General features: G+C 59.2%; 17 protein-coding genes and 1 pseudogene. 15 read left to right on the top strand and 3 right to left on the bottom strand.

Annotation, left to right across the window (positions count from 1 at the left end; genetic code table 11):
• Positions 1-37: 37 nt before the first annotated feature.
• A complete protein-coding gene (locus IPF49_18945; GenBank protein MBK6289663.1) occupies positions 38-406 on the top strand; it encodes an RHS repeat protein in 369 nt (122 codons plus the stop codon).
• Between the two features lie 197 nt (positions 407-603).
• Here the strand turns inward: IPF49_18945 and IPF49_18940 are convergent, their stop codons facing one another.
• Together IPF49_18940 and IPF49_18935 are read right to left on the bottom strand one after the other, a co-directional pair.
• Positions 604-1,050 carry a putative toxin-antitoxin system toxin component, PIN family gene (locus IPF49_18940; GenBank protein ID MBK6289662.1) on the bottom strand — a complete coding sequence of 149 codons (447 nt, stop codon included), beginning with the start codon at positions 1,048-1,050 and terminating at the stop codon, positions 604-606.
• Positions 1,050-1,292, bottom strand: coding sequence for a hypothetical protein (locus tag IPF49_18935; GenBank protein MBK6289661.1), 243 nt, complete (start codon positions 1,290-1,292; stop codon positions 1,050-1,052). Before IPF49_18935 ends, IPF49_18940 begins: the two co-directional genes overlap by 1 nt.
• A gap of 211 nt (positions 1,293-1,503) precedes the next feature.
• Between IPF49_18935 and IPF49_18930 the strand changes: the two genes are divergently transcribed.
• The 10 genes from IPF49_18930 (at position 1,504) to IPF49_18885 (ending at position 10,600) form a co-directional block, all read left to right on the top strand.
• On the top strand, positions 1,504-1,893 hold the full coding sequence (locus IPF49_18930; GenBank protein ID MBK6289660.1) for an RHS repeat-associated core domain-containing protein: 390 nt from the start codon (positions 1,504-1,506) through the stop codon (positions 1,891-1,893).
• On the top strand, positions 1,839-3,938 hold the full coding sequence (locus IPF49_18925) for an RHS domain-containing protein (protein ID MBK6289659.1): 2,100 nt from the start codon (positions 1,839-1,841) through the stop codon (positions 3,936-3,938). Before IPF49_18930 ends, IPF49_18925 begins: the two co-directional genes overlap by 55 nt.
• A gap of 10 nt (positions 3,939-3,948) precedes the next feature.
• A complete protein-coding gene (locus IPF49_18920; protein MBK6289658.1) occupies positions 3,949-4,524 on the top strand; it encodes a hypothetical protein in 576 nt (191 codons plus the stop codon).
• 262 nt (positions 4,525-4,786) lie between these two features.
• On the top strand, positions 4,787-6,157 hold the full coding sequence (locus IPF49_18915) for an RHS domain-containing protein (protein ID MBK6289657.1): 1,371 nt from the start codon (positions 4,787-4,789) through the stop codon (positions 6,155-6,157).
• Between the two features lie 439 nt (positions 6,158-6,596).
• A complete protein-coding gene (locus IPF49_18910; protein MBK6289656.1) occupies positions 6,597-6,782 on the top strand; it encodes a hypothetical protein in 186 nt (61 codons plus the stop codon).
• Positions 6,767-7,327, top strand: coding sequence for an RHS repeat protein (locus IPF49_18905; GenBank protein ID MBK6289655.1), 561 nt, complete (start codon positions 6,767-6,769; stop codon positions 7,325-7,327). Before IPF49_18910 ends, IPF49_18905 begins: the two co-directional genes overlap by 16 nt.
• Before the next feature lie 74 nt (positions 7,328-7,401).
• Complete coding sequence (locus IPF49_18900; protein ID MBK6289654.1) at positions 7,402-8,118, top strand: hypothetical protein; 717 nt, start codon at positions 7,402-7,404, stop codon at positions 8,116-8,118.
• On the top strand, positions 8,115-8,414 hold the full coding sequence (locus tag IPF49_18895; protein ID MBK6289653.1) for an immunity protein 32: 300 nt from the start codon (positions 8,115-8,117) through the stop codon (positions 8,412-8,414). Before IPF49_18900 ends, IPF49_18895 begins: the two co-directional genes overlap by 4 nt.
• Positions 8,415-8,705: 291 nt before the next feature.
• Complete coding sequence (locus IPF49_18890) at positions 8,706-10,184, top strand: RHS domain-containing protein (GenBank protein ID MBK6289652.1); 1,479 nt, start codon at positions 8,706-8,708, stop codon at positions 10,182-10,184.
• Positions 10,181-10,600 (top strand): hypothetical protein, encoded by a 420-nt coding sequence (locus IPF49_18885; GenBank protein ID MBK6289651.1) that lies wholly within the window; start codon positions 10,181-10,183, stop codon positions 10,598-10,600. The genes IPF49_18890 and IPF49_18885 overlap by 4 nt, the downstream gene beginning before the upstream one ends.
• Before the next feature lie 86 nt (positions 10,601-10,686).
• On the opposite strand, the pseudogene IPF49_18880 reads toward IPF49_18885, so the two are convergent.
• Positions 10,687-11,778: pseudogene (locus IPF49_18880) on the bottom strand (transposase).
• A gap of 193 nt (positions 11,779-11,971) precedes the next feature.
• Here IPF49_18880 and IPF49_18875 point away from each other — a divergent pair.
• The 4 genes from IPF49_18875 (at position 11,972) to IPF49_18860 (ending at position 16,396) form a co-directional block, all read left to right on the top strand.
• Positions 11,972-13,366: a Fic family protein gene (locus IPF49_18875; GenBank protein MBK6289650.1), complete on the top strand. Its 1,395-nt coding sequence runs from the start codon at positions 11,972-11,974 to the stop codon at positions 13,364-13,366.
• A 26-nt stretch (positions 13,367-13,392) separates the two neighbouring features.
• A complete protein-coding gene (locus tag IPF49_18870; GenBank protein MBK6289649.1) occupies positions 13,393-15,792 on the top strand; it encodes a DEAD/DEAH box helicase family protein in 2,400 nt (799 codons plus the stop codon).
• Between the two features lie 110 nt (positions 15,793-15,902).
• Positions 15,903-16,160, top strand: coding sequence for a hypothetical protein (locus IPF49_18865; protein MBK6289648.1), 258 nt, complete (start codon positions 15,903-15,905; stop codon positions 16,158-16,160).
• Positions 16,145-16,396 (top strand): hypothetical protein, encoded by a 252-nt coding sequence (locus tag IPF49_18860; protein MBK6289647.1) that lies wholly within the window; start codon positions 16,145-16,147, stop codon positions 16,394-16,396. Before IPF49_18865 ends, IPF49_18860 begins: the two co-directional genes overlap by 16 nt.
• Positions 16,397-16,403: the final 7 nt, after the last annotated feature.

Genomic DNA, 16,403 nt, shown 5'->3' with positions numbered 1-16,403 from the left:
TGTCGTGGCCGCACTACAACGGGAGGGAAAACGGGATTTGTTTTCAGGAATCGAGACCCGCTACTACTACGATCTGCGCGGCAACGTGGTTCGCCAGGAAGGCAATGTTGGTGGTTATGCCTACAGCGTGGGTTACCGCTGGGATCTGGCCGACCATCTGACGGGGATCACCTATCCCGATGGACGCGAGATCAGCTACGGCCGTAACGGGGTGGGGCAGATCGGTTCTGTTCAAAGCAGTGATGGCATCCCGGCTGTTACGCTGGCCGGCACCATCAGCCACGCGCCCTTCGGCGGGCCGAGCGGGTGGCAGTTCTGGAACCAGCAGAACGTGAGCATTGGGCGCGACACCAAGTATCGGATAACTGGGGGAAAAGGGGACGGATTTATTAATCCCGACGCATGAAACAAATAAACGGACAACACGACGGCACTCTCGGAGACCTTCGGCTACGACAAGCTCTACCGGGTAAATGACAGCACCGGCGGCTACGGCGCCGAGCGTGGGCGCGCAGCAAGCCGCAGCCTGCGGCTGCATCTTGCCGCGCCGCCTGCGATGAATACAAAAAACAGCAGCTAAAGAAAAGCGCCGGGAGCGACACGTTATTTTTGCGCGACATCGATCAGTTTCAGCGCGTGTGCCGGCGTAACGATGGGAATGTCGTGATAGCGCTCGAGCACGAGCAGATCGCGGTCACCGGAGACGATGGCATCGGCCTGCGCGGCGAGCGCGCAGGCGATCACATGATCATCGTCCGGATCGCGCGAGACGCGCGCCACGGTGGCGGGGGTGACCCGCGCGATCAGCGCGGTGTAGTGCGCCAGCAGCGCATCGATGGTCGCCCCGAAGCGCTCGATCCGCGCGGCGAACTTGGGATACGCCAGCGTGCGCGCCAGCTCATCGAGCAACACCGTGCTGCTGACCAGTTCGACCGCATCACCCATGCCGAGATCGAGCAACCGTCGCGGCGGTCCATTCCAGAGCAGGCCCGCGACCACGACGTTGGTATCGAGCACCAGACGCGTCGGGTGCGCGCCCTGTTCGGCCATCAACTGCTCCCGCGATTGCGCCGCTCGGCGCGAACCTTGCGCACTTCCTCGACGATCTCCTGTTCGATCTCGGGGGTGAGTTCCTCGCGCGGCATGCGCTCCCACATCGCTTGCAGCGCCTCGCCGGCGCGCCGGCGCAACTGTTCGCGCAGCATCGTCTCCATCGCCTCGGGCGACAACAACCCTTCCTTGGCAGCCTTCTGCGCCAAGTCATCGGGCAGTGTGATCTGGACCGTCGTCATGGTGACCTCCTTCAGCCGTTCGTTGAACGGCTTTCCATCTTGCGTTTGAGCTGGCCCCGCTCGATGAACGCATCGAGCAGCTGCAGCACGTGACGCTTCTCGGTTGGGTCGAGCTTCTCGATCTGCTGCAGCCGCCGATGATGCACCCGTCAACCCGGCCACGCAAGCGACCAAGGCCTATGCGATCCACACCGATAATCTCGGCACGCCGATGCGGCTTACGGACACCACCGGCACGGTGGTCTGGGCGCTCGACAGCACGCCGTTCGATGCGATCCACGGGGCCTTCGGCCTGCCCAACGAGGACGTGGATCTGAACGGCATCTCGATCACCTACAACGCGCGCTTCCCGGGTCAGTACTTTGATGCCGAGACAGGGCTGAACTACAACTACTTCAGGGACTATGATCCGAGTATCGGGCGGTATATCCAGAGCGATCCGATCGGATTGGCGGGTGGATTGAATACATACGCCTACGTTGGCGGGAATCCGCTGCGCTTCATCGACTTCCTCGGCCTTTGCAAGCAGGTTTGGTCGGACCTCATGTGCAGGGAAAAGGGGACGGATTTATTAATCCCGACGCATTACCCCTGGCGCTGATCGATGTACCCGTCAACCCGGCCACGCAAGCGACCAAGGCCTATGCGATCCACACCGATCATCTCGGCACGCCGATGCGGCTCACGGACACCACCGGCACGGTGGTCTGGGCGCTCGACAGCACCCCGTTCGATGGGAAAAAGGGGACAGATTTATTGAAGGGAAAAAGGGGACAGATTTATTATTCCCGAAAAGGTAACTGCACCCACGACGCGCTGAATCGCCTGCGCGTGGTGAACTGGGCAAGCGGACAAATCGATTACCAGTACGACCAGACGGGCAACCAGCGCCTGGGGGTTGGGCGTCTGACGACGATCACCGAGACCGGCACGCATCTCGCGGCCCTGAGTTCCGGAATCGAGACCCGCTACTACTACGATCTGCGCGGCAACGTGGTTCGCCAGGAAGGCAATGTTGGTGGTTATGCCTACAGCGTGGGTTACCGCTGGGATCTGGCCGACCATCTGACGGGGATCACCTATCCCGATGGACGCGAGATCAGCTACGGCCGTAACGGGGTGGGGCAGATCGGTTCTGTTCAAAGCAGTGATGGCATCCCGGCTGTTACGCTGGCCGGCACCATCAGCCACGCGCCCTTCGGCGGGCCGAGCGGGTGGCAGTTCTGGAACCAGCAGACCGTGAGCGTGGGGCGTGACACGAAATACCGGATAACCACGCTGCAATCGAGCAAGGCATCCCCGGTGGTGGTGGCCCAGGACCTGACGCTGACCTACAACACCGCCAACCTGGTGACCGTGATCACGGACAACACGGCGGCGCTCTCGGAGAGCTTTGGTTACGACAAGCTCTACCGCCTGGTCAACAGCACGGGCAGCTACGGCGCCCTGGTGTGGAAATACGACGCCACGGGCAACCGCACGAAGCAGACGCTGAACACCACGGTGTCGAATCTCGCCTATCCCGCCACCAACAACCGCCTGACGAGCGTGGGGAGCCTGACCCGACAATACGATGCCGCCGGCAACCTGACGCAGGAATTGCGGTCCGATGGCAGCACGCGCAGCTATGCCTACAACGCACTCGGCCGGCTGAGCGCGGTCACCCGCACCGTTGGCGGCTCGGGCGCGATGCCGGTGGCCTCGTATTACCACAACGCGCTCGGGCAGCGGGTGGCGAAGTACGTGGCGGCGAGCGGGCAGTGGACCTATTATGTGTATGATCTGGACGGGAAGCTGCTGCTCGAGCAGCCAGGCAACAGCACGGCGCACCGCGATTATGTGTATCTCGATGCCTTACCCCTGGCGCTGATCGATGTACCCGTCAACCCGGCCACGCAAGCGACCAAGGCCTATGCGATCCACACCGACCATCTGGGCACGCCGATGCGCCTCACCGACACCACCGGCACGGTGGTCTGGGCGCTCGACAGCACCCCCTTCGATGCGATCCACGGCGCCTTCGGCCTGCCCAACGAGGACGTGGATCTGAACGGCATCTCGATCACCTACAACGCGCGCTTCCCGGGTCAGTACTTTGATGCCGAGACGGGGCTGAACTACAACTACTTCCGCGATTACGATCCGGGTACCGGTCGTTACATCGAGAGTGATCCGATTGGGCTGGAAGGTGGCCTAAACACCTACGCGTACGCCGGCTCCAATCCATTGGTTTACATCGATCCCGACGGGCTACTGTTCGGCATCCCGGCCGGGGAGTCATACGGAGATTCGGCTGCCGAGTATTGGGCAAACCGTGCCGAAGAGACGGGCAACTGGGCGTATCACATACCCGGTGCGGTCGCTGCCCTCTGGACGCCCTGTACAAGTGATAAGACGTTTCTCACTTTGGCGGGCGGCTATGCTGCGAGAATCTTTGGCCCGTTCACGACTCGTGGAGCGCCGCGATTTATTGCGCGATATCGAAAGTACATAAGGTACGACCGATCGCATCATGGGAAGCCACCTGGCTGGGACGGGGAAATTCCAAAGTGGTGGCGGAATCGAGCGCCCTCCGTGGATCCAAAGCCGGTGACACCACCGCCGGTGGATTCCCCGGAGAGTAGCGATTGTGGATGCAGCAACTAGGGCCGGCCATATGCGCGATCGCATCCTTGCATTACGTCTCGATCTGCCTATGGATGAATCGGAGGCAAAGCAGCGAGGAATATCCTCGGAGCATTCTAGACTGGTCGTTACAGGCGAGACGCAGGTCCTTGTTGAACTTCTAGGTCGCGCTTCAGGTGAGCGGAGCATGAGCTTCCATGCAATCGGAGAGTTCACTCGGTTAGAGGATCTGAAGGACCGATTCGAGAATGCAGGTGTTCGTGTTGACACCGCTTCGGGACTAGTTAGCACAGCATTTCGGTCGTCTATCGAGACGATACTCTCAATGTGGCGCGCAGAGATCCTCGCGATCATGTTGTGCGATCTTTCTCGGGCAGTCGAAGTCATATCGGCGCTTCCTAAGCTTGAGCCGGCTTGGTGGAAGTTCTCGCGCGAGGGATATGAGGCGCCATATCTGAAGCAACTTGGGGTGACAGACGTGCTCTGCTTCTATTCGGCTACTCTGTCGGCATTGGAGTTTTTTGGCGGTGATGGTGCGGTGATGTCGCTCCTCGATCATGCAAGAGCGATCCAAGACGAATCGGCGCACGGACAGATCCCGTCTTGACGGGCCACGATTGTGGGGAAAACGGGGTCAAGTCTTGCTTCTTGCCCATTGTTCCGCGCGCGCAACCGGCGCGCCGCGCTCGCGCGGCGCCCGCGTCCGGAATCGTGCGCCGATCCGGCGTGTAGCGTGATCACTCCGTTATCGGCGCCGGTGCGAGAGTCCAGGTCGGTGCCTTCGCTGACCCACGGAATAAGGGGACAGGAATAAGGGGACAGATTTATTAATCCCGACGCATTGCCCCTAGAATAAGGGCATCAGTTCGGTGCAAAGCAGTGATGGCATCCCGGCTGTTACGCTGGCCGGCACCATCAGCCACGCGCCCTTCGGCGGGCCGAGCGGGTGGCAGTTCTGGAACCAGCAGAGCGTGAGCGTGGGGCGTGACCCGAAATACCGGATAACCAGAAACACCACGGTGTCGAATCTCGCCTATCCCACCACCAACAACCGCCTGACGAGCGTGGGGAGCCTGACCCGACAATACGATGCCGCCGGCAACCTGAGGCAGGAATTGCGGTCCGATGGCAGCACGCGCAGCTATGCCTACAACGCACTCGGCCGGCTGAGCGCGGTCACCCGCACCGTTGGCGGCTCGGGCGCGATGCCGGTGGCCTCGTATTACCACAACGCGCTCGGGCAGCGGGTGGCGAAGTACGTGGCGGCGAGCGGGCAGTGGACCTATTATGTGTATGATCTGGACGGGAAGCTGCTGGTCGAGCAGCCGGGCAACAGCACGGCGCACCGCGATTATGTGTATCTCGATGCCCTGCCCCTGGCGCTGATCGATGTACCCGTCAACCCCACTACACAAGCGACCAAGGCCTATGCGATCCACACCGATCACCTCGGCACGCCGATGCGGCTTACGGACACCACCGGCACGGTGGTCTGGGCGCTCGACAGCACGCCCTTCGATGCGATCCACGGCGCCTTCGGCCTGCCCAACGAGGACGTGGATCTGAACGGCATCTCGACCACGTACAACGCGCGCTTCCCGGGGCAATACTTTGATGTCGAGACAGGGCTGAACTACAACTACTTCCGGGACTACGATCCGAGTATCGGGCGGTATATCCAGAGCGATCCGATTGGGTTGGCGGGTGGGTTGAATACGTATGGGTATGTGGGGGGGAATCCGCTGCGATCTAGCGATCCGAGTGGACTGCTAACTTGGACGGGGACGCAAACCGGGGGAGCCTTTTTTACTGCTGGAGTCTACTTCTTTAATCTGACCAGTGAGTGTGTGAACGGGCAGAGAGGTCACGTCCGCGTCACTTTTGTAGGCGCTGGGCTTGGTTTAGGTGTGAACGTGAGTGCAACAGCATCGTCCGCTGGATTCAAAGACCCGTATCTGTTCATAAACCCGAGTTCCTTTAACGGCGAAGGATGGATAGCGTCGGCTGGAGTCGCGTTGCCAGGAGCCGCGACTCCAGCGGTGGCTGTTGGTGCCGCTCTCGCCGGTCACCCGATCAAACCGCAAGATGTTGGCGCGTCGATCGGCGCTACGAAGCTGGGAGAGGCGGGACGATATGGTATCGGGCCGCAAGCCGGCTTCGAGTTTTCGATCGGTGCGTTGTACGGAACGTCTACCGTCACTTCATCGAGCATAACCAATGACTGTAACTGCCAGCGCTAGCATGAGAGGCCGGTGGCCATTTGCGTTTACCGGACTCCCTCTTACGCAGATTTGCGAGGCAGCCGACCACCAAAGCTCAGATGTCGGCTATTGGAAGTTCGCTCTCGCGATTCTTTGTCTGCTCATCGTGTTTGTTCTGATCCGCAAGAGGCAACATCCCCCAGTGACGAGAAGACGGGACATTCGCGTAGCAAGAGCGACCATCGGAGCATTTGGCGTCGCCGGAATAATATGGATATTCGTCGTGGTCATCGCGTCTGCTACGGGGATGACTCAGGTCGAGCATTACTTCTTGTGGATACTCGGAAGCAGCATGATCGTAGCGTTCCCAATCGTGTATAGATTCTTAGCGTGAATCGGAATAAGGGGACGGAATAGGAATAAGGGGACAGATTTATTAATCCCGACGCATTGCCCCTAGAATAAGGGCATCAGTTCGGTGCAAAGCAGTGATGGCATCCCGGCTGTTACGCTGGCCGGCACCATCAGCCACGCGCCCTTCGGCGGGCCGAGCGGGTGGCAGTTCTGGAACCAGCAGACCGTGAGCGTGGGGCGTGACCCGAAATACCGGATAACCAGGCTGCAATCGAGCCAGGCGCCGGCGGGGCGGTGGCCCAGGACCTGACGCTGACCTACAACACCGCCAACCTGGTGACTGTGATCACGGACAACACGGCGGCGCTCTCGGAGAGCTTTGGTTACGACAAGTTCTACCGCCTGGTCAACAGCACGGGCAGCTACGGCGCCCTGGTGTGGAAATACGACGCCACGGGCAACCGCACGAAGCAGACGCTGAACACCACGGTGTCGAATCTCGCCTATCCCACCACCAACAACCGCCTGACGAGCGTGGGGAGCCTGACCCGACAATACGATGCCGCCGGCAACCTGACGCAGGAATTGCGGTCCGATGGCAGCACGCGCAGCTATGCCTACAACGCACTCGGCCGGCTGAGCGCGGTCACCCGCACCGTTGGCGGCTCGGGCGCGATGCCGGTGGCCTCGTATTACCACAACGCGCTCCGGGCAGCGGGTGGCGAAGTACGTGGCGGCGAGCGGGCATGGACCTATTATGTGTATGATCTGGACGGGAAGCTGCTGGTCGAGCAGCCGGGCAACAGCACGGCGCACCGCGATTATGTGTATCTCGATGCCTTACCCTGGCGCTGATCGATGTACCCGTCAACCCGGCCACGCAAGCGACCAAGGCCTATGCGATCCACACCGACCATCTGGGCACGCCGATGCGCCTCACCGACACCACCGGCGCGGTGGTCTGGGCGCTCGACAGCACCCCGTTCGATGCGATCCACGGTGCTTTCGGCCTGCCCAACGAGGACGTCGATCTGAACGGCATCTCGATCACCTACAACGCGCGCTTCCCGGGTCAGTACTTTGATGCCGAGACGGGGCTGAACTACAACTACTTCAGGGATTACGATCCGGGGACGGGGCGGTATATCCAGAGCGATCCGATTGGGTTGGCGGGTGGGTTGAATACGTACGGGTATGTCGGTGGAAATCCACTGAGCGCGATTGATCCATTCGGTCTTCAGACCGCGAACTCATTAACTAACGTTTGTGCGCGTGACCCGTTTCATCCGGCGTGTTCTGCCGGAGCAGCGGGGCACGCATCAGGTGCTACAAATACCGCTGGCGTATCGCTTTGGTGCTTGCTCAGTGGTAGTTGCCAGACAAATGAGAAGGCTGAAGAATGTCCAGAGAATCCGCCGCCGATTCCCGACAATTGGGGTGCATCGCCCGGCGAAGGCTGGGAATGGAAAGGAAAGGGTCAGCCCGAGAGTGGCAAGGGAAACTGGGTGAACCCCGAGACCGGTCAAAAGATTCATCCGGACGCGCACCATCTGCCACCGAAGGGACCCCATTGGGGGCTGACAAATCCCGATGGGACGAAGTGGGACTATTTTCCCAACACAGGGAAATGGGAGCCATCGAAATGAACGCGCCAACAGTTCCGGGCCTGCTCGTATTCGAGTTGAACGAAGACAACGATGAACTCTTTGTTCATGCAGATCCAGATGGGCTCCGACGACTAGCACGATTGCTGGACAGGTTAGCTATCGCCGCCGAGGGCGGCGATTTCCCCCACGAGCACATGTTCACACCAGATTGGGGGGGTGACGAACTTTCCTCTCTGCCGCAGGAGAAAGAACACCATTGCTTGAACCATGTGAAGGTGTATGGGTGGCCCAGTTCGGCCGGCGCACTTCCGTACGCCCGAAAGGCCGATGATTGAGGAAGAAGAAAACGGGGTCTTTCTTCTTGACTATTGAAGGTTCTGCCCCCGCGTGTCACGCCGTTTGCAGCGCTGCGCGCGCGCAAACGGACGCGCCACGCTCGCACTGTGCCAGCGTCCGGGTTCGTCGCACTGATCGAGCGAAGAGGCGGGCTCACTCCGTTATGCGGTCCGCGCCAGCGGATGGTGTGGTGCCTTCGTTCACAGGCAAATAAGGATGTCGGAAAAAGGGGACAGATTTATTATTCCCGAAAAGGTAACTGCACCCACGACGCGCTGAAGCGCCTGCGCGTGGTGAACTGGGCAAGCGGACAAATCGATCCGGCTGTTACGCTGGCCGGCACCATCAGCCACGCGCCCTTCGGCGGGCCGAGCGGGTGGCAGTTCTGGAACCAGCAGAGCGTGAGCGTGGGGCGTGACCCGAAATACCGGATAACCAGGCTGCAATCGAGCCAGGCGCCGGCGGGGGCGGTGGCCCAGGACCTGACGCTGACCTACAACACCGCCAACCTGGTGACCGTGATCACGGACAACACGGCGGCGCTCTCGGAGAGCTTTGGTTACGACAAGCTCTACCGCCTGGTCAACAGCACGGGCAGCTACGGCGCCCTGGTGTGGAAATACGACGCCACGGGCAACCGCACGAAGCAGACGCTGAACACCACGGTGTCGAATCTCGCCTATCCCGCCACCAACAACCGCCTGACGAGCGTGGGGAGCCTGACCCGACAATACGATGCCGCCGGCAACCTGAGGCAGGAATTGCGGTCCGATGGCAGCACGCGCAGCTATGCCTACAACGCAATGAACCGGCTGAGCGCGGTCACCCGCACCGTTGGCGGCTCGGGCGCGATGCCGGTGGCCTCGTATTACCACAACGCGCTCGGGCAGCGGGTGGCGAAGTACGTGGCGGCGAGTGGGCAGTGGACCTATTATGTGTATGATCTGGACGGGAAGCTGCTGGTCGAGCAGCCGGGCAACAGCACGGCGCACCGCGATTATGTGTATCTCGATGCCTTACCCCTGGCGCTGATCGATGTACCCGTCAACCCGGCCACGCAAGCGACCAAGGCCTATGCGATCCACACCGACCATCTGGGCACGCCGATGCGCCTCACCGACACCACCGGCGCGGTGGTCTGGGCGCTCGACAGCACGCCCTTCGATGCGATCCACGGCGCGTTCGGCCTGCCCAGCGAGGACGTGGATCTGAACGGCATCTCGATCACCTACAACGCGCGCTTCCCGGGTCAGTACTTTGATGCCGAGACGGGGCTGAACTACAACTACTTCCGGGACTACGATCCGACGACGGGGAGATACATCGAATCTGATCCGATTGGACTCGCCGGTGGGTTGAACACCTACGCTTACGTTGGCGGGAATCCACTTCGATATACGGATTCTCTTGGCCTTGTTGCAGAAGTATGCGTGCGGCCAACTCAAGGCTACGTGATTCCTGGCCAGCACTGCTTCGTTAGATACAACGGGAACAACGCAGATACATCAAGTTTTGATCTAAACGGTGTCCATCCTGATCCCGCGCCGGCGGAAGCTACTAGTTGCACAAAGGCGGAGGGGAGAGACGACGATGATTGCGTAAAGCGCGAATACCAGAAGTGCGAGAACTATCACTTCACGGGCAACAATTGCTGTCATTGTGCCGAGAACGCCCTGAAAGCATGTGGGCAATCGATTCCAACGAAAGCATGGCCGAACTATCCGTTCAATCCAGGGCCGCACCCCGGCGAACCAGGATATCAGCCATGATTCGCTGGACAATTCTAAAGGCTGTTCTGCTTGGCGTCGGTACGCTGGTGGCTGCCCATCTCATCTACCTGTTTGACTTGATGACGCCCGGACCCCAAGAGTTTCTCGATGTAGCGTTGCTGCTAGTTCCCGGAGTTGCTTCATTTGCCAGCACCTATGTTGCACCTAAGCGCAAGGTTCTAGTTGGAATGTCGTTGGCATTGTTTGGTCCAATCGTCGCAATGATCGCCGCGCAGGCCCACCAGTTATTAGGAATCGCGGTTGACCGCATCGCCGGGGTGGTCGGTATGTTTGCGATCTTATTTGTCTATCACGCAATGTCATGCACAGTCGGAACTGCTATTGGATTCGCAGCCAGTCGAACGATTCGCGACGGATTAAGCAAGCCAAGCAAGGAGGACCGGGATATCCACTAATCCAAGGCTACCGGAAAAGGGGACGGATTTATTCGCGGAAAAGGGGACGGATTTATTCGGAAAAGGTGTGGGAGGCGAATTCCTAATCACGCCGCTACCGGGGTGTGAAACAAACCACGACAATGCGACTGCCAGGCGTAGCAGCCCAGACTGGCAGGTTCTAAGCGCCGCTCTCCGGCGCGGACGCTCGGAACTACGCCAGCAATCGAACGATGCACGCGCGCGGCGTTATCGTATTTCTTGAAATCGCTCAGTTTTCGCTCTAGATCCACGGCATTCCAGAAGAATACCTGATCCAGATATTCGCGACGTATCGTGCCGATCAGGCGTTCGACAAAGGGATGCGAAACCGGTGTGTAGGGAACCGACCTGATTTCCGCGATGTCGCGCACGCGCAGATTTGCTTGCCAGCGATGAAAGCGGAAGAGCGGGGCGTTATCGGTGCTGACGTGTTTCGGGAGCGAGTGCCCAGCAATTGCCCGATTGAACATCCGGCAAATCGCGATGCCATCGATATTGGCGGGTTTCACGCTGAACCCGACGAGCCGGCGGGTGAACACGTCCATGACGACCATCACATAATGGCTGCGAAGCAGAACTGACTCGCAGCGGAATAGATCAATGCTCCACAGGCTGTCCTTGGCGTGGCCAATAAGGGAGAGCCAGGACGGGCCACCATTTCCCGATCCGGGTCGATAGTGTTTGGCCAATATACGGCGAACGACGTCCTTGTCGCTGTTGACTGAGAAGTCAAAAGTAATCTGCTGAGCGATGCGCAGGCAACCGAATCGGGGGTTGGCTTGTTTCATCGAAACGACGGCTGCAATGAGTGCTGGAGACGGACCCTTGGGGCCGGGTTTACGGCGAGTCGCGCCCGACGAAAACAGCAGGTGATATTTTCGTTTGACCAATGCTACGTGAAAGCGAAGCAGGGTCGCGGGTTTGAGTGCCACGGCGACCTTGCTGAAGCGAGCCGGCGTGATGAAAAAAGTTGTCAGTCCGAGCAAGATTCGATCGAACGGCGTCAGATTCGGAGCCCGTTGCCGTGAGCGGTTAGCGATGAGAAGCTGATGCTTCAATAGCAACGATTCGGCGACGACTGACTTGGCCCCGCCGGAGCGAAGCATTTTCGCCAGCGTTGTGAGTTAGTGGGCCGCCAATAGAATAATTTCGCGCATGATGCGAACCGTATATCGCGGGGTATGTTGCGATCAAGTCCAAGGGGGTTGCTTCCTGATTGCGAAAATTACCAATTCGCCTCCCGCAGTGTGTGGCGCGCCATTAAAAGTAGTTTTATTTGGCGCGCAAATATGTTGCACGCCAAATAAAATGGCGCGATACTTTGTCGCGCGACAAATAAAAGGGACCGCCATGCCAAAAGTGATTCGATCAGAGGAGTTTGACCAGATAGCCGAGGTTGTCGGTCGATTTCCTGATGGCGCAGAGCTTGATGAAATATTGGGAGCCATTGGCGGCGGATTGTCGCGACGAACGCTTCAGCGCCGCCTTGCTGATTTGATTGCCGAGAGACGTGTCATCGGCGGCAGAGAGCAGAAGTCATTCAAGTATCGGCTTGCACCCATCACGGGCATATTGGAGGTCACAGAAGAAAGTGACCGGATGGAGGCACAAGGCGAGGTCTATGTCCCGACTTCCCGCGAAGGAGCGGAAATCAAAGCCTACGTGCGTCAGCCGATCCAAGGGCGCCGTCCTGTTAGCTACAACATCACATTCCTCGAAGCCTACCGGCCAAACACCACGTGGTACTTGCCAGAAAACTTGTGCCAACAACTGCATACCCTGGGACGATCCCCTGCAGATCTTGCGCCGGCGGGCACTTTTGCCCGCGACATTCTCAACCGCCTGCTGATCGATCTGTCGTGGGCTTCGTCGCGTCTGGAGGGAAATACCTACAACCGGCTCGACACGGAACGATTGATTCGGTTCGGAGAAGTCGCCGAAGGCAAGGATGCAATCGAAACCCAGATGATTTTGAACCACAAGATGGCTATCGAGTATCTGGTTCATGACGCTGATCGTGCGGCCGTGAATGCCGAAACTATCATTGCCGTTCACGCGCTCCTGTCAGATGGCCTGCTTGCCGACCCGATGGCGTGCGGCAAGCTACGTAACCGTGCAGTTGAAATCGGTGGCAGCGTCTTTCTGCCAATAGCGCTGCCGCAGCGCATTGATGAATTGTTTGGGATTGTGCTCGGCATGGCCGCCGAAATTGAAGACCCCTTCGAGCAGGCGTTCTTCCTGATGGTCCATCTGCCCTATCTTCAGCCCTTCGAGGATGTAAACAAGCGCGTGTCACGTTTGGCAGCCAACATTCCCCTTATCAAGGGCAACCTGAGTCCACTATCGTTTATTGATGTGCCGGAGTGTGCCTACGTCGATGCCTTGCTGGGCGTATACGAACTGAACCGCATCGAATTGTTGCGCGACGTTTTCGTCTGGGCCTACGAACGCTCTTGCCAACAGTACGTGGCGGTCAAAAGTCAGCTTGTGCCGCCCGACACTTTCAGACTGCGCTATCGGGTCGCATTGGCTGAATCAGTGTGTGCCGTCGTCCGGGGTGGTCTGCCCGCAACGATGGAGGCGGTCCGTCAGTCGATGCCAGCATCGGTCGTGCCCGACGATCAGGAAGGCTTTGCCAAACTCGTCCTGGATGAGTTCAAGACTATGCACGCCGGAAACGCGGTCCGTTTCGGACTCAGGCGACTGGAGTTTGAGTCCTGGAAGCAACAGATCCAAAACGCATGATGCAGCTACGGATGTGAGCCCTGGTGATGGATCACGCAGATCAACATCCACAGGTCGCAGATCTCCAGGCTGAAAATTCTCGCCTGATCGCATTGCTTGAAGCCCACGGTATCGAATGGCGTTTGCCGCCACCACCAGCAAAGCCTGTTTCAGAACCAGAGCCCTCGCGACTCACAACCGACGAGAAGGTGGCGCTGTTCCGTCGCCTGTTTCGTGGCCGCACCGATCTTTATCCAGTCCGGTGGGAAAATTCGACAACCGGCAAGTCAGGCTACTCTCCGGTCTGTGCCAATGATCGGCGCCACCGTATTTGCGAGAAGCCGAGAATCAAGTGCGCTGACTGCAACCATCGCCAAATGAAACCGCTGTCGGACCAGGTGATCTACGAGCATCTCGCTGGGAAACGCACGGTCGGCGTTTATCCGATGCTGACCGACGATACCTGCCATTTCCTCGCCGCCGATTTCGACGAGGCCGATTGGCGGGAGGATGCCAAGGCATTCATCCAGTCGTGCCGCGAGTTGGGCGTGCCGGCAGCACTCGAGATATCACGATCCGGCAACGGCGCCCATGCCTGGATATTCTTCGTCGGCACGGTCTCTGCCCGGGATGCGCGTCGGCTTGGCACTGCCATCATCAGCCACACCTGTGCCCGGACCCGACAACTCAAGCTCGAATCTTATGACCGGTTGTTTCCCAATCAGGATTCGATGTCCAAGGGCGGCTTCGGCAACCTGATTGCCTTGCCACTGCAGAAGGCGCCACGTGAGCGTGGTTGCAGTATTTTCGTAGACGGCGACTTGCGCCCCTACCGTGACCAGTGGGCTTTCCTCGCCACGTTCCAGCCGATGCCTGCGCACGACATCGAGCCCACCATTCTGCGGGCAACCGGCAACTCGCATCCGCTCGATGTGAACTTCATCGACGAAGAAGATCAGAAGGAACCGTGGAAGCGACCATCACCTGCCACTAAGAAACTGGTCGGTCCAATGCCGAAGTCGCTCACGGTAACGTTCGCCAACCTTATGTATTTCGAGAAGGCACAACTGCCGCAGTCACTGGCCAATCGCTTGATTCGTTTGGCGGCCTTTCAGAATCCCGAGTTCTACAAGAAACAAGCGATGCGCTTTTCGGTATGGAAAGAGCCTCGGGTAATCGGCTGTGCAGAGAACTACCCCAATCACATCGCGCTGCCGCGTGGCTGTCTGGATGCTGCACTGGACCTGCTTCGTGAAAACGCTATTGACGTCGAACTTGTCGATGAGCGGTGTTCCGGAGAGCCAATCGAGGTTGCCTTCGCCGGTACATTACGTCTCGATCAGGAAGCGGCGGTTGCGGCCATGCTTCATCACGACTCCGGCGTCCTGTGTGCGCCAACGGCCTTTGGTAAGACGGTTACGGCTGCCGCGATGATTGCCCGGCGGGGTGTCAATACGCTGGTTCTGGTGCATCGGACTGAACTGCTCAAGCAATGGCAGGAACGCTTGCAATCATTCCTGGGCATTTGCAAAGGGGTGGTCGGTACCATCGGTGGCGGCAAAGCCAAGCCGACAGGCAAGATCGACATCGCGGTAATGCAATCGCTGTCGCGGCAGGGCGAAGTGAATTCGCTGGTCGAAAACTACGGTCATGTGATTGTGGACGAATGCCATCACGTCGGTGCCGCGTCGTTCGAGGCGATTCTGAAGCAGGCCAAAGCCAAATACGTGCTTGGCCTCACTGCCACACCGATTCGCCGCGATGGCCAGCAGCCGATTATTTTCATGCAGTGCGGGCCAACCCGGCACACCGCAGCCAAGCCAACGGGTGCGCCGCACGATCTGGTGGTCACGCCGTGCACATTACATTCGCGGATTGATTTGCAGCAGGAAGCAGGAATTCAGGATGTCTTCCGGCACCTTGCCATCGACCAATCCAGAACGGACGCGATTGCTGCCGAGATCGCCAACGCCTATGGCCAGGGCCGAAAGGTATTGGTGCTGACCGAGCGCACCGAACATCTCGATGCTATCCAAACCGCCTTGGACGGCAAGATTCCATCCTTGTTTGTCCTGCACGGGAGGATAGCCAAGAAACAACGTGCCACACTGATCGCGGAACTCAATGAGGTGCCACCTGATGCACCGCGTGTTCTGCTGGCGACCGGCAAACTGGTCGGGGAAGGATTCGACCATCCACCGCTCGACACTTTGGTGCTGGCAATGCCGGTCTCGTGGAAAGGAACGTTGCAGCAATACGCGGGCCGCCTCCACCGCGAGCACGCCACCAAGACCGATGTGCGGATCATCGATTTCGTGGACACCGGTCACAAGGCATTGCTCCGGATGTGGGACAAGCGGCAACGCGGCTACCGGGCAATGGGCTACCGGATTGCCGAACACCCGCAGGAGGCCGCAGACTTACTCATTGGCCCCAATAGCGAATAGTTCGGTAGTAAACTGCACACCACCATATAAGAAAGGGACCTCAGGGTCCCTTTCTTATATGGAGAAGTGAGCGGTGTGGACGAGCGCCCTGGTTCGACAAATCGGCAGGAATGCCGATTTGGACCTATCCCGATGGACGCGAGATCAGCTACGGCCGTAACGGGGTGGGGCAGATCGGTTCTGTTCAAAGCAGTGATGGCATCCCGGCTGTTACGCTGGCCGGCACCATCAGCCACGCGCCCTTCGGCGGGCCGAGCGGGTGGCAGTTCTGGAACCAGCAGAGCGTGAGCGTGGGGCGTGACCCGAAATACCGGATAACCAGGCTGCAATCGAGCCAGGCGCCGGCGGGGTGGTGGCCCAGGACCTGACGCTGACCTACAACACCGCCAACCTGGTGACCGTGATCACGGACAACACGGCGGCGCTCTCGGAGAGCTTTGGTTACGACAAGCTCTACCGCCTGGTCAACAGCACGGGCAGCTACGGCGCCCTGGTGTGGAAATACGACGCCACGGGCAACCGCACGAAGCAGACGCTGAACACCACGGTGTCGAATCTCGCCTATCCCGCCACCAACAACCGCCTGACGAGCGTGGGAGCCTGACCCGACA

Source organism: Gammaproteobacteria bacterium, from assembly GCA_016705365.1.
Taxonomy (GTDB): domain Bacteria; phylum Pseudomonadota; class Gammaproteobacteria; order Pseudomonadales; family UBA5518; genus UBA5518.
The sequence above is the reverse complement of the archived record's forward strand: the minus strand, read 5'-3'. Positions and strand labels throughout refer to the sequence as shown.

Coding starts and splice junctions, on each gene's coding strand:
- IPF49_18940 (MBK6289662.1), bottom strand. CDS start 1,050: ATGGCCGAACAGGGCGCGCACCCGACGCGTCTGGTGCTCGATACCAAC.
- IPF49_18935 (MBK6289661.1), bottom strand. CDS start 1,292: ATGACGACGGTCCAGATCACACTGCCCGATGACTTGGCGCAGAAGGCT.
- IPF49_18930 (MBK6289660.1), top strand. CDS start 1,504: ATGCGGCTTACGGACACCACCGGCACGGTGGTCTGGGCGCTCGACAGC.
- IPF49_18920 (MBK6289658.1), top strand. CDS start 3,949: ATGCGCGATCGCATCCTTGCATTACGTCTCGATCTGCCTATGGATGAA.
- IPF49_18900 (MBK6289654.1), top strand. CDS start 7,402: ATGCGCCTCACCGACACCACCGGCGCGGTGGTCTGGGCGCTCGACAGC.
- IPF49_18895 (MBK6289653.1), top strand. CDS start 8,115: ATGAACGCGCCAACAGTTCCGGGCCTGCTCGTATTCGAGTTGAACGAA.
- IPF49_18885 (MBK6289651.1), top strand. CDS start 10,181: ATGATTCGCTGGACAATTCTAAAGGCTGTTCTGCTTGGCGTCGGTACG.
- IPF49_18875 (MBK6289650.1), top strand. CDS start 11,972: ATGCCAAAAGTGATTCGATCAGAGGAGTTTGACCAGATAGCCGAGGTT.
- IPF49_18870 (MBK6289649.1), top strand. CDS start 13,393: ATGGATCACGCAGATCAACATCCACAGGTCGCAGATCTCCAGGCTGAA.
- IPF49_18865 (MBK6289648.1), top strand. CDS start 15,903: ATGCCGATTTGGACCTATCCCGATGGACGCGAGATCAGCTACGGCCGT.